The following is a 12,566-nucleotide window of genomic DNA, read 5'->3' as shown; positions in this document are numbered from 1 at the left end:
TGCAGGCACGCAACTTGCGCACCGGCACGGGCCGCATCACTTGGGAGGTCTTCATGAAACGACGCTGGCCGCGACGACCGATGCTCGCGATAGGTGTGTTCGCAACGTTCGGGCTGCACGCAGCCGTTGCATCGGCGGCGCCCGAAGTCTCGATCAGCCGCGCCGATTACGGGACGACCGCGACCGGGCAGGCGGTGAGCCAGTACACGCTCGCGAACCGGCGCGGCGTGACGCTGAAAGTCATCACGTACGGCGGTATCGTGACCGCGCTCGACGTGCCTGACCGCACCGGGCACGCGGCCGACATCGTGCTCGGCTTCGATTCGCTGCGCGACTACGAGGCGCACAACGGCAACATCCATTTCGGCGCGCTGATCGGCCGGTATGCGAACCGCATCGCGGGCGGGCGCTTCGCGCTCGACGGCAAGACGTGGAAGCTGCCGGTCAACGACGGGCCGAACACGCTGCACGGCGGCCCCGACAGTTTCGACGCGAAGGTCTGGACGGTCACCGGCACGCACAGCGACACGACCGGTTCGAGCGTCACGCTGCGCTACGTGAGCCCCGACGGCGAGAACGGCTTCCCCGGCACGTTGACGACGGACGTGACCTATACGCTGACCCGCGACAACCAGATCCGCATCGACTACCGGGCCACGACGGACAAGGATACGGTCGTCAACCTGACCAACCACAGCTACTTCAATCTGGCCGGGCAGGCGGGCGGCAGCGTCGAGCGGCAACTCATCGAGATCGCCGCATCGCGCTTCACGCCGACCGACGATACGTCGATTCCGACCGGGCAACTGGCGAGCGTTGCGGGCACGCCGATGGACCTGCGCCAGCTGACGCCGATCGGCGCGCATTTGCGCGATGCGTATCCGCAGCTCGCGATCGCGCATGGCTACGACCAGAACTGGGTGCTCGACCAGGGCGGCCAGCCGGCGCCGGCGTTCGCCGCGCGTGCCTACGACCCGGCGTCGGGGCGTTTCCTCGAGCTGTACACGACGCAGCCGGGGCTGCAGTTCTATACGGCCAACGGGTTGAACGGCAGCGTCGCGGGCAAGGGCGGCACGGTCTACCGGCAAACCGATGCATTCGCGCTGGAAGCCGAGCATTTTCCCGATTCGCCGAATCATCCGGCCTTCCCGTCGACGGCGCTCAAGCCGGGCGAGACGCTGCACGAAGTGACGGTGTGGCGGGTGGGCGCGCGATGAGCGGCGGCGTCGGCGGGCGCGCGTCGATCACACGTTGATCACGCCGCGCCCGAGTTCGATCACGCGCCCGCCGACGCCGATTTTGCCCGCTGCATCGACCGACAAGTGCAGCAGGCAGGGCCGGCCGACGGCTTCGCCCTGTTCGACCCGAAACGCGGCCGGCAGATCGTGACTGGCCGCAAGCAGCCAGCCGCCCAGGTTCGCACAGGCCGAACCGGTGCCCGGATCTTCCGCCACGCCGCCGCCTTGCTTCACGAAGAAGTAGCGGGACACGACCGTCCCCGGGCGCGCGTCGTCGAATGCGAATACGTACGCGGTCCTGCGGCCGAGGCTGCTTGGCGGCCAGATGTCGACGCGCGCGCCGTCGGGCCGCGCGCGCCGCACGGCGGCCGGGTCCTTGAGCGCGACCAGCAACTGGTCGGCACCGGTATTGACCCACAGCGGCGGCGCGAGCAGATCGTCCTCGGCGAGCCCGAGCAGGGCCGCGACCTGCGCATCGGGCAACGCGCATGGCGCGGTGTTCGGCATGCCGGCGTGCGGCGCGATGAAGGTCCACACGTCGTCGCGCGCGGTGACGTCGACGACGCCGGCCTTGAATTCGAGCGACAGCGCATCGCCTGCCTCGAGCAGATCGCGCACGACGTGCGCGGTGCCGAGCGTCGGATGGCCCGCGAAAGCCATCTCGTAGCCGGGCGTGAAGATCCGCACGCGCGCGTGCCCGCGATCGGACGGCAGTACGAAGGTCGTCTCCGACAGATTGAACTGCACGGCCAGCGCCTGCATGGTCGCGTCGTCCATGCCGCGCGCATCGTCGAACACGCACAGCGGATTGCCGCCGAACGTCGATTCGGCGAAGACGTTCAGCAGGCGAAAGGTGTATTGGGTCATCGATATCTCGTCGAGGTCAGCCCTGCTTGTCGGGCGGCGCAAGCATCGCCTGCATGTCGGGATGCTTCAGCACTTTCCGGTATTCCGCCGGACCCATTGCGTCGATCAGTACGCGGCCGCTCACGTCGGCCTTGATGTACTCGACCGCGAGCAGCGCGATGACCGGATTGGTCGTCAGCGTCGCCAGGTCGGGCGACTGATCGCCGAATTCCGCGACCACTGCCTCGGTGTCGTCCGCGACCGCGACGGCCAGCCGCCTTCCGGAGAGCCGAAGTCTCGCGCTGGCGCCGCATTTGGCCATGTCGTAGTGACGCGGCCCGTCGAGTGTGCGCGTGCCGTAGATCGCCACGTGCGTATCGACGCCGCGCGCCGCGGCCGCTTCGAGCAGCGGCCCGAGATCGTCGATCTCTTCGTCCCAGACGCCCGCGAAGATTTCCGTTTTCGCGTGGTCGATCACGCGCGCGAAGGCGCTGACGATCGCCTCCCGCCCGCTCAGCGACCAGACCAGCCCCGGCTCTTGCCGCACCGGCAGCCGGTCGAGCGCGCCCGCCGCCAGCTCGAGATCCGCGTTGAAGCGCGTGCGCAATTCTTCGAGCAGCGAGCGGTGCGGCACGGCGGCATAGCGGACCGGTTCGGAGCGGTTGACGAGCACCGCGCCGCGCGCCTCCAGGCGGCCGAGGGTCTCGTAGACCTTCGATGGCGGCATGCCGGCGCGCCGGCCGACTTCTGCCCCCGTCAACGCGGCTTGGCCGACGAGCGCCGCGTACGCCTGCGCCTCGTATTGCGTGAAGCCAAGCCGGATCAGGGACGTGATCAGTTCCGCGTTTTCGTTCATGTGGATGGACTCGGATGGCCGTGATCAGCATCACGGCGGTGCTTGATTAACTACCGGAGTAGTATAGAATCGATCTCACTTACTACCGAAGTAGTAAGTGAGATTTCCAAACCTTGCCAAGGAGGATCATCAAGATGCGTCAACGGATCAGTACCGGCTCCCCGTGGGAGCCCAAGGTGGGCTATTCGCGTGCCGTGGTCGTCGACAACACGATCTACGTGTCGGGGACGGCCGGCAAAGGCGACGACGTGTATGCGCAGACGCGCGATGCGTTGGCGACGCTCGGCAAGGTCCTCGCGGACAGCGGATTCGCGCTGTCGGATGTCGTCCAGAGCCGGCTGGTGGTCGCCGACTTCGACCATTGGGAAGACGCGGCGCGTGCGCATGGCGAGATATACGGCGAGATCCGGCCGGCGTTCTCGCTGGTCCATGCGTTGCCGTTCGTCGATCCGGAGATTCGGGTCGAGGTCGAGGCGATCGCGGTCCGGACCGCCGCATGACGGCCACCGGCCCGCACGCATTCCTGTCCCGCACCGCGATCGCGATGCTTGCGCTCGCGGCGGGCGTCGCGATCGCCAACGGCTATGCGCTGCAGCCGTCGCTGTCGGCCATTGCCGGCGATTTCGGCGTGTCGGCCGCGCGGATGGCGACCCTCGCGTCCGTGACGATGCTCGGCTATCTGGCCGGCCTGGCGCTGCTGGTGCCGCTGGTCGACCGGGTCGGTCCACGCACGCTCGTTTCGGCGCAAATGGGCGTGCTCGCGGCGTTGCTCGCGTGCGCGTCGCTGTCGTCGACGCCGTTCGCGCTCGACGCCTGCTTCCTGCTGGTGGGGGCGGCCACGACGGTCGCGGCACAATGCAGCGCGGTCGTCGGCAAGCACGCGGAGCCGCAGCGGCGCGGCGGGGCAATGGGGGTGGTGTCCGCGGGCATTTCCGCCGGCATCCTGCTGAGCCGTTTCGTCGGCGGCGCGTTGTCGCAATGGTGCGGGTGGCGCGGTGCGCTGCTCGCATTGGCCGGTTGCGTGGCGCTGGCGGCCGTCGGCAGTGGCGTGCTGTTGCCCGGCGGTCGCCCCGAAGGGCGTTCCGGCCACGCAGCCACGATCGGCGCGATTCCGCGGCTATTGCGCGACAGCGCCGCACTGAGGCGCCGCACCTGCGCCGGCATGCTGTGGTTCTTCGCGTTCAATCTGGTCTGGGTGGGGCTGGCGATCCGTCTGGCTGCGCCGCCGTACGGCATGGGGGCGGCCGAGATCGGCGCATACAGTCTCGCCGGCGTGCTCGGCCTGGGCGTGACGCGTGTGGCTGGCAAGCTCACGGATCGCTTCGGCGATCGAGCGGTGATCGGCGGCGGACTCGCCGTGGCGGCGCTTGCCACGTTACTGCTTGGTGTTGCACTCGGTCATCCGGGCTGGCTGGGTGTCGGGCTGGCCGTGTTCGATGCCGGTTGTTTCGCCGCCCAGGTCGCGAACCAGGCCCGGGTCGTGGCGATTCAGCCGGCGCGGGCCGGTGCGTTGAACGCCGCGTACCTGACGCTGTACTACGCAGGCGGCGCAGGCGGCGCCGTGGCGGCGGGCGTGCTCGTCGAATGGATCGGGTGGGGCGCGATGATGCTCGTCGCGGCCGGTGCGGTGACGGCGGCCGGGTGGATCGGGGCATCCCGTGCGACGGTCAGTGCCGCGGGCGAACCGATGTCGGCCGGTTGAGCCGAGGAAATTGTCGTGTTCCCGTTCGCTGCGCTGGTGAATCGGATTTGCCGCGGCAAGACGCGGACGGCGAACGTGCGGGCGGTTGGTATTGGGCCGATCAGCCGCAGGACATCTGGGGCGTGACCGCGTTCATCCTGAAGTCGCTGGCCGGCCTCGCGCTCGATGCCGCGCGATGAGCGCGTGCGTCGCACGCCCGGTTCGGCGCACGTCAATGACGTCAATGCGACGACACGAACACCGCATCGTCGAACGCCTGCGGAATCGCGAAGCTCGCGCGCATGCGCTGCGTTTCCTTCGCCGGCGTCAAGCCGAACAGGCGCTTGAATTCCCGGCTGAACTGCGACGGGCTCGTATAGCCGACCGCGTAGCCGGCCGCTTCCGCCGTCAGGTCCTGACGCACCATCAACAGCCGCGCCTGATGCAGGCGCGTCGACTTCAGGTACTGCATCGGCGATACCTGCGTGATCGCCTTGAAGTGACTGTGAAAGCTCGGCACGCTCATGCCGGCTTCGTCGGCCAGTTGCGACACGTCGAGCGGGCGTGCGTAATCGGCGTGGATCATCCGCAACGATCGGCCGATCCGGCCGAATTGCCCGCGCATCGCCAGTGCGCTGCGCATCGCGTTGCCTTGCGCGCCGGTCAGCACGCGGAAATACAGCTCGCGAAGCAGCGCCGGGCCGAGCACCGCGGCGTCGAGCGGCCGCTGCATCGCCTCGACGAAACGCAGCACCGACGCATGCATCGCTTCATCCATCGGCGTCGACATCATGCTCTTCGGCGCCTGCACGGTTTCCGCGACGCCGGCTCGGTCGATCTGCGCGGCGAGTTCGGCGGCCAGCGTGAAATCGAGGTGCAGGTACAGCGCGAGCAGCGGGCGCTCGGGCGTCGCGTCGGTTTCCATGCTGAACGGCACGGGCACGGAGACGGCCAGGTAATGGTGCTCGTCGTACAAATAGCGCTCGCCGCCGAAGTACCCGCGCTTCGATCCCTGACACACGATCACGATGCCCGGGTCGTACAGCACCGGCGTGCGCGACAGCGCGCGGTTGGAGCGCAGGATGCGCACGCTCGGCAGCGCGGTCAGGTTGTAGCCCTCGTCGGGCGCCAGCGCGCGCAGCAGCGTCACCAGACGCTTCCGGTCGCGCGGCGACAGTAACGAAGCTCGGGTCGAACGGGGTGTGGTACTCATAGTTTTGTGCAAGAAAATCAGCGGAATCGGGCTTATTCGGCGTCGTTCGTCAGACTAGTATGCATGCTTCAATCGACATTCGGGAGAGGCTCACATGGCATCCGGCAACATCATGCTCATCACCGGCGTCAGCAGCGGGTTCGGCCGTGCGCTGGCCCAGGAAGCGCTGGCCGCCGGTCACACGGTGGTCGGTACGGTGCGCGGCGCGCAGGCGGCGCGCGACTTCGAAGCGTTGTCCCCGCAGGCGGCCGTCGCGCGCGTGCTCGACGTGACCGACTTCGAGCGTATCGACGGCGTCGTCGCCGACATCGAGGCGAACGTCGGGCCCGTCGACGTGCTGGTGAACAACGCGGGTTACGGGCACGAAGGGATCATGGAGGAGGCGCCGCTCGACGAGATGCGCCGGCAGTTCGACGTGAACGTGTTCGGCGCGGTCGCGATGATGAAGGCCGTCGTGCCGTTCATGCGCGAACGCCGGCGCGGCCGCATCCTGAACATCACGTCGATGGGCGGGCACATCACGATGCCGGGCATCGCGTACTACTGCGGCAGCAAGTTCGCGCTGGAGGGCATTTCCGAGACGCTCGGCAAGGAGCTCGAACCGTTCGGCATCGCGGTGACGGCCGTCGCGCCGGGTTCGTTCCGCACCGACTGGGCCGGCCGCTCGATGGCGCGCACGCCGCGCTCGATCGCCGACTACGACGCGTTGTTCGATCCGATCCGCCGCGCGCGGGAGGAGAAAAGCGGCAAGCAGCCGGGCGACCCCGCGAAGGCCGCGCGGGCGATGCTCGCGGTGATCGCGGCGGACCATCCGCCCGCGCATCTGCTGCTCGGCAGCGACGCGCTGCGGCTCGTGCGGAACAAGCTGGCGGCGCTGGACGAAGAAATCCGCGCGTGGGAAGCCGTGACGGTGTCAACGGACGGTTGACGGCTGACGCGCGCGGCGTCGTTCGTTTCCTGCCGGTGGATGATCGGCCATCGCATTGCACGATGGCGTCGTGGTTTCACAATAATGGCCGATAATGGCAGCGGCCCGTTCGCCACGTTCATTCACCTCACAGGAGCATCGCGATGCCATACGTCACCACGAAGGACAACGTCGAGATTTTCTACAAGGATTGGGGTCCGAAAGACGCGCAGCCCGTCATGTTCCACCACGGCTGGCCGCTGTCCAGCGACGACTGGGATGCGCAACTGCTGTTCTTCGTCCAGCACGGCTATCGCGTGATCGCGCACGACCGCCGCGGCCATGGCCGCTCGGCGCAGGTCTGGGACGGCCACGACATGGATCATTACGCGGCGGACGCGTTCGCGGTGGTCGAAGCGCTCGACCTGCGCAATGCGGTGCATATCGGGCACTCGACCGGCGGCGGCGAAGTGGCGCGCTACGTCGCGAAGCACGGCGAGCCGGCCGGCCGCGTCGCGAAGGCCGTGCTGGTCAGCGCGGTGCCGCCGCTGATGGTGAAAACCGATTCGAACCCCGAAGGCTTGCCGCTCGAGGTGTTCGACGGCTTCCGCAAGGCGCTCGCCGACAATCGCGCGCAGTTCTTCCTCGACGTGCCGAGCGGCCCGTTCTACGGGTTCAACCGCGAAGGCGCGACCGTGCACCAGGGCGTGATCCGCAACTGGTGGCGGCAGGGGATGGAAGGCAGCGCGAAGGCGCATTACGACGGCATCAAGGCGTTTTCGGAAACGGACCAGACCGAGGACCTGAAGTCGATCTCCGTCCCGACGCTCGTGCTGCATGGCGAAGACGACCAGATCGTACCGATCGCGGATGCCGCGCTGAAATCGATCAAGCTGCTGAAGAATGGCACGCTGAAGACCTACCCGGGCTATTCGCACGGGATGCTGACGGTCAATGCCGACGTGCTCAACGCCGACCTGCTCGCGTTCGTGCGGGGCTGACGGTATCGGCGCCGGCCCGCTGCGGCGGGCGGCGCCATGATCGAAGGCAGGCGATCCGGCCGCGCGTGGAAAAGGACGGATCGCCCGCCGCGTGCTTCACCCCAAATCGACGAAGCGAACGCCCGGATGCGCGAGACGCGGCATCCGGCCGGCCAGGAACGCGTGCAACTCGCGTACCTGCGCGGCCTTGGCGGAATCTTCCGGCCATACGAGGTAGTACGCATCGCCGGTGCTCACGGCTGTCTTGAACGGCAGCACGAGCTGCTTCTCGTCGATCGCCGTCGCGCACAGCGCGAGGTCGCCGATCGACATCCCGTGACCGGCGATGGCCGCCGCGATGCCCTGTTCGAGCATGTCGAACACCTGCCCGCGCGTGATGTCCACATTCAGGTCGTGACCGCTGCCGTTGAGCCAGCGGCGCCAGTCGCGCCGGTCGGGCGACGGATGGATCAGCTCGCACGCGGCGGGATTCGCGCGCGCGACCGCGGCGGTGGCCCGCGAGCACACCGGAATCAGCCATTCGTCGAACAGCTTCACGCAATGCGTGCTTTCGCCAAACTTGCCTGCACCGAGCAGGATCGCGCAATCGTAGGATTCGCTGAAAAAATCGACGGTGTCGACATCCATCCACACGCTCGCGATCTGCACCTCGAACGCCGGCCGTGTGCCGCGAAAGGCGGCCAGTGCGTCGAGCAGCCAGCGCATCGTCAGCGTGGACGGCGCCTTGAGCCGCAGCACGTCGCGTTGCGTGCGGAACAGCATGCACGCTTCCTCGACCTGCCGGAACCCGCGCCTGAGGCCGGCCGCGAAGATGTGGGCTTCCGCCGTCACGGTCATTTTTGGCCCGTGCCGGACGAACAGCTTCCGGCCGAAGTAGGCCTCCAGTGTCTTCACGTGCTTGCTGACCGCGCTTTGCGTCAGGCTCAGTTCCTCGGCGGCCAGCGTGAACGAGCCGTTGCGCGCGGCGCTCTCGAACGCGCGCAGCGCATAGACGGGGGGAAGCGGTTTGGCCTTCATCGGTTTCGAGTATGAATAAGACTCATGTCATCAGGCAGGATTTTCCGTTTTCGATCGACAGGCCGGGCGCGTGATACTGCTCGTCACCGTGTTTTTCGCCACGTCGTGGCTCCCATGATGCCACCGTGACGAGCACGCCTGTCGACTCATCGAACAACTTTTTGTCATGACACTCCATTACCCGCTGCTGTTTGCCTATCTGGCCGCGATCGTGCTGCTCATCGCGACGCCCGGCCCGGTCGTCATGCTCGTCACGGGCACGGTCGCGCGGCGCGGGTTCCGTCAAGGCGTGCTGACCGCGGTGGGCGCGAATGCGGCGAGCCTCGTGCTGATCGCGGGCGCGATGCTGATGGTGTTCGGCGTCGTGATGGTCAGCGCTCGGCTGCTCGCCGGGCTGCACGTCGCGGGTTGCCTGTTCATCGCGGTGCTCGCGATCCGGACGCTGGTCGGCGAATGGCGCGCCGGTCGCGGGCGCAGTGGCGACGGCACGGCGGCGGGCGAACCGGCGTCACAGCCGCGCGGGTTGCCCGGCGTCGTGCGCGGCTTCCTCGTCGGCATCGCGAATCCGAAGGATCTGCTGTTCTTCGTCGCGTTCTTTCCGCAGTTCGTCGGCATCACGCCCGATTCGCGCGTGAGCCTCGCGATCCTCGCCACGTTGTGGATCGCGGTCGATTTCACGATCATGACCGGCTACATGGCCGCGATCAACCATCCGGCGATTCATCGGAAGCAGCGGTGGATCTCGGCGTCGTCGGCGCTTGCGCTGCTCGCGATTGCGCTCGTCGGGCTCGGCGGCACGATCGCGGGTGTTGCGTAGCGTGTCGGCGATTGGCGTTACGCTTCGTTGGCGCCGCGTTGGCGCCCGCTAACCGTTGCGCAGGAACACGACGTAGCCGCGGAACCACGGATTCGACGCGAGATACGGCGGCGCGTCCCACTCGCCGCCCTGGATCACGCCGATGCGAAACGGCAGTTGCAGCCGCGCGACGCGCGGCAGATAGGCCGCGTAGTCGGGGATCGTCCGCCGGCCCTGGTAGGTCTGCACGACCACCTCGTCGACGATGCCCTTGAGCTGGTTGACCTGGTCGGTATCGATGCGACTGCTCCAGTCGAGCAGCCCCGTGATGCTGAGCCGGCAATCGGCGGGCAAGGTTTCGCGCAGCGTGCGCAGGAATCCGAGGTAATCCTGGAGGTGGCGCGTGCCCGCATCGAAATCGATCTGGATGCCGGCGATCGTGCGGCCCGACGCACGCCAGCGTGCGAGCTGCGCGAGCATGATCTGCGTGACGCGCGGGGTCCAGCGCAGCGTATGCGCACGATAGACGAGCCACACGCGCGCGTCGGGCGCGGGCGGCAGCGCGACGCCCTGCGCGATCACGCGCACCTGCGACTCGTCCCGCGGCGACGCTTCGATCTGACCTTGCAGCACGTAGACGATGCGCGCACCGTGCACGACCGCCTGCGGCTTTACGCCGGCCCATAGCCAGAATGCGTCGTACCGCGCGGCGTCGACGGTGCCGCCCAGCGCGACGCGCGCGGCCAGCAGCAGCGCGACGCACGCGATGCGCTTCATGCGGCGCTTACCAGTAGTAGCGGAGCTTCTGCGCCCACGGGCTACCTGGATAGGCGGTCTTCAGCGTGTCGAACCAGCGCTTGCGCGTGCTCTTCGGCACCTCCTTGCCGCCGCATTCGTTGGAGCCGCCCGGCGCGTAGCACTTGATCGCGCGATAGAACGCGTACGCGCGGTCGTTCGGGTTCGCCTGCGTATCGGCCATCACCGTCACGTAGCTCGACATCCGTTCGTACGGCTTGCCCGCGAACTGCGACGGCGCCGCGCCGAGCGTCGGCGGCACGCGCGTGGCGGCCGTGCTCGACGCGTTGCGGACCCACGACGGCACCGGTTCGGTTTCGAGGCCGTACGCGGGCGGATGAAGGCGCACGAAATCGGCGAGGCAGTTCAGCCCTTTCGGATCGGCGGGATTCTGCTGCAGCGTCGCGGCGATGTCGCGCGCCGACAGGCACGTGTAGCCGTCCTCGTTTTTCGCGGCGGCTGCGACGAACGGCTTCAATGGATCGGCGGGCGCGCCGGGCACCAGTGCGGTATCGGCGATGAAATCCGCGTAGTGCGAACGCGTGAGCTCCTTGTACAGCAGCGTGTACAGCGCGGTATCGCGCAGCGCGCCGCTCGTCGCCTGATTCTGCGCCTGCGCGCGCAGTAGCTCGGCATTGGCCGCGCGCTGCAGCAACACCGCGCGGATCGCGACGTTCCGCACGAGCGAATCGTCGGCGAACGCGTCGTTGACGAGCCCGGCCTGCTCCAGGTTGATCGCGAGCGCGAGCTCCAGCATTTCGCGCTGGAAGCGGAACGTCGCGAGCGGGATCAGGTCGCGCCACAGCTGGCGGGCCTTGTCGTTCTGGCCGCTGTCCTCCAGCGCGAACCCGCGCAGCGCCTGCTGGCTCAGCCCGAAGTAGTCGAGCGGCGCGGCGGGCGTTTGCGGCAGCAGGTCGAGGGCGGCGTCCGGCTTGTGCCCGATCTGCACGTACCAGGTCGCGAGCAGGTAGTCGTACAGCGCGGGCGCGTTCGCGAAGCGCGGCTTCTGCGCCTGCAGCTCGTCGAGCGTCATCGGCTTGCGGCTCGCATCGCTGCTGTCCGACGCGCGCATGCGCAGCAGGTCGACGGTGGCGAGCACGGTCGGCGACTGGATCTGGCTTGCGTCGAATTCGGAGCCGAACAGCAGCTTGCTGTCGAGTTCGTTTGCCAGTTGCATCAGCGGCACGTTCGACGTGGCCGGCGACCAGCGCGCGAGCGCACGGCCGTACAGGTCGGCCTGCTGCGTGACGTTCCCGCCGAGCCACGCGACCCGTCGCAGCAGCCCGCTCGCGGACACCGCATAGCGTCCCTTCGGATACACCTTCAGGTAGGTCCGGAACACCGTGTTCGCCGCGTCGAGCGATACCTTCATCACGCGTGCGCGCGTCGGCGTCGGGCTGTCGTTGTCGAATACGTTGGCCTGCGCGGCGTTCAACTGCGCGCGGCCGGCCATGTAGAGGCCGGTTTCCTTCAGCCACGGGTCCGCGCTGTGCGATGCGTTCGCGAAGGCCCGGGTCGCGGTGAGGAAGTCGGCGCGGTAGAACGCGTTCGTGCCGTCGAGGTACGCGGCGAACTGCTGGCCGAGCGGCGACTTGACCGGCGGCTTCGTCCACGCGGCGCTCGCGCCGCCCGCGGCACAGGTCTTCTGCGCGATGTCGGCGCGCGCCGCGCGCAGGCGTGCGGCTTCGTCGGCGGGCAGGCCGCCGGCGCCCCCCAGTGCGGCGTTGAACGCGTCCGCGCCCGCGCTCATGCTGCGGCAGATGCTGCCTTCGCCGTCGGCATACCGGTTCGACGACGCATCGGCCTCCGCTGCGCCGCCGCTCTTGTCGGGCTCCTTCTGGCCGATGTAGATCCATCCGGAGAAATCCATCGGGAACGGCACGACGATCTGGTTGATCCGGTCTTTCGCCGGGATGGTCTTCGGGTCCGGAAACACCTGCGCGACCTTGGCGCTGTCGACCATCATCAGCATCGCGTTGATGCGCGTGTCGTTGGCGGGCGTCAGCATCGGCACGTTGCCGCACGAGTAGGAGGTCTGCCGGAGCGTGTTCGGCACGTAGCAGCCGTCGTCTCCGCTGGCGTGGGCGGCGGGCGTCCAGAGCAGGCTGGCCGCCAGCGCGGCGAACAGGTTTCGGTTCAGCGTCGGGTTTCTTCGCATTTTTCTTGTGCCGGGTAGGGGGCCGCGACGGCCGGTTCTCTCAGGGGGTGTTTTGCCC

Annotated in this window: 13 protein-coding genes; 7 read left to right on the top strand and 6 right to left on the bottom strand. The window is 68.0% G+C overall.

The window, feature by feature from the left end; genetic code table 11:
- Positions 1 to 53: 53 nt before the first annotated feature.
- Positions 54 to 1,217, top strand: coding sequence for an aldose epimerase family protein (locus JMF86_RS33635; RefSeq protein WP_201317353.1), 1,164 nt, complete (start codon positions 54 to 56; stop codon positions 1,215 to 1,217).
- A 27-nt stretch (positions 1,218 to 1,244) separates the two neighbouring features.
- Here the strand turns inward: JMF86_RS33635 and JMF86_RS33630 are convergent, their stop codons facing one another.
- Both JMF86_RS33630 and JMF86_RS33625 read right to left on the bottom strand, forming a co-directional pair.
- Positions 1,245 to 2,105 carry a PhzF family phenazine biosynthesis protein gene (locus JMF86_RS33630; protein ID WP_124592436.1) on the bottom strand — a complete coding sequence of 287 codons (861 nt, stop codon included), beginning with the start codon at positions 2,103 to 2,105 and terminating at the stop codon, positions 1,245 to 1,247.
- Positions 2,106 to 2,121: 16 nt separating this feature from the next.
- The gene (locus JMF86_RS33625; RefSeq protein WP_006481350.1) at positions 2,122 to 2,940 is read right to left on the bottom strand and encodes a TrmB family transcriptional regulator; all 819 of its coding nucleotides are present in this window, start codon (positions 2,938 to 2,940) and stop codon (positions 2,122 to 2,124) included.
- A 134-nt stretch (positions 2,941 to 3,074) separates the two neighbouring features.
- On the opposite strand from JMF86_RS33625, the gene JMF86_RS33620 reads away from it, so the two are divergent.
- The 3 genes from JMF86_RS33620 to JMF86_RS35335 are packed head-to-tail and all read left to right on the top strand — an operon-like array spanning position 3,075 to position 4,821.
- Positions 3,075 to 3,440, top strand: coding sequence for a RidA family protein (locus JMF86_RS33620; protein ID WP_006498454.1), 366 nt, complete (start codon positions 3,075 to 3,077; stop codon positions 3,438 to 3,440).
- Complete coding sequence (locus tag JMF86_RS33615) at positions 3,437 to 4,642, top strand: MFS transporter (protein ID WP_201317352.1); 1,206 nt, start codon at positions 3,437 to 3,439, stop codon at positions 4,640 to 4,642. Before JMF86_RS33620 ends, JMF86_RS33615 begins: the two co-directional genes overlap by 4 nt.
- 47 nt (positions 4,643 to 4,689) lie before the next feature.
- Entirely contained in the window at positions 4,690 to 4,821 is a 132-nt protein-coding gene (locus JMF86_RS35335; protein ID WP_023475972.1) for a hypothetical protein, read from the top strand.
- A gap of 41 nt (positions 4,822 to 4,862) precedes the next feature.
- Here JMF86_RS35335 and JMF86_RS33605 read toward each other — a convergent pair whose 3' ends face one another.
- The gene (locus JMF86_RS33605) at positions 4,863 to 5,834 is read right to left on the bottom strand and encodes an AraC family transcriptional regulator (protein WP_201317351.1); all 972 of its coding nucleotides are present in this window, start codon (positions 5,832 to 5,834) and stop codon (positions 4,863 to 4,865) included.
- Positions 5,835 to 5,928: 94 nt separating this feature from the next.
- On the opposite strand from JMF86_RS33605, the gene JMF86_RS33600 reads away from it, so the two are divergent.
- Complete coding sequence (locus tag JMF86_RS33600) at positions 5,929 to 6,762, top strand: oxidoreductase (RefSeq protein WP_011545650.1); 834 nt, start codon at positions 5,929 to 5,931, stop codon at positions 6,760 to 6,762.
- Positions 6,763 to 6,905: 143 nt separating this feature from the next.
- Positions 6,906 to 7,742 carry an alpha/beta fold hydrolase gene (locus tag JMF86_RS33595; protein WP_175682263.1) on the top strand — a complete coding sequence of 279 codons (837 nt, stop codon included), beginning with the start codon at positions 6,906 to 6,908 and terminating at the stop codon, positions 7,740 to 7,742.
- 96 nt (positions 7,743 to 7,838) lie between these two features.
- On the opposite strand, the gene JMF86_RS33590 is transcribed toward JMF86_RS33595, so the two are convergent.
- Entirely contained in the window at positions 7,839 to 8,759 is a 921-nt protein-coding gene (locus JMF86_RS33590) for a LysR substrate-binding domain-containing protein (RefSeq protein ID WP_011545648.1), read from the bottom strand.
- Between the two features lie 166 nt (positions 8,760 to 8,925).
- Here JMF86_RS33590 and JMF86_RS33585 point away from each other — a divergent pair, with 166 nt between their 5' ends.
- Complete coding sequence (locus JMF86_RS33585) at positions 8,926 to 9,576, top strand: LysE family translocator (RefSeq protein WP_201317350.1); 651 nt, start codon at positions 8,926 to 8,928, stop codon at positions 9,574 to 9,576.
- A gap of 48 nt (positions 9,577 to 9,624) precedes the next feature.
- Here JMF86_RS33585 and JMF86_RS33580 read toward each other — a convergent pair whose 3' ends face one another.
- Both JMF86_RS33580 and JMF86_RS33575 read right to left on the bottom strand, forming a co-directional pair.
- Positions 9,625 to 10,332 (bottom strand): DUF3142 domain-containing protein, encoded by a 708-nt coding sequence (locus JMF86_RS33580; RefSeq protein WP_201317349.1) that lies wholly within the window; start codon positions 10,330 to 10,332, stop codon positions 9,625 to 9,627.
- Positions 10,333 to 10,339: 7 nt separating this feature from the next.
- The gene (locus JMF86_RS33575; RefSeq protein ID WP_011545645.1) at positions 10,340 to 12,508 is read right to left on the bottom strand and encodes a hypothetical protein; all 2,169 of its coding nucleotides are present in this window, start codon (positions 12,506 to 12,508) and stop codon (positions 10,340 to 10,342) included.
- Positions 12,509 to 12,566 lie beyond the last annotated feature (58 nt).

It is taken from the genome of Burkholderia sp. E168m15, assembly GCF_016586105.1.
Classification (GTDB): Bacteria; Pseudomonadota; Gammaproteobacteria; order Burkholderiales; family Burkholderiaceae; genus Burkholderia; species Burkholderia orbicola.
Note: the sequence above shows the minus strand (reverse complement) of the source record. Positions and strands in the feature narration are given on the sequence as shown.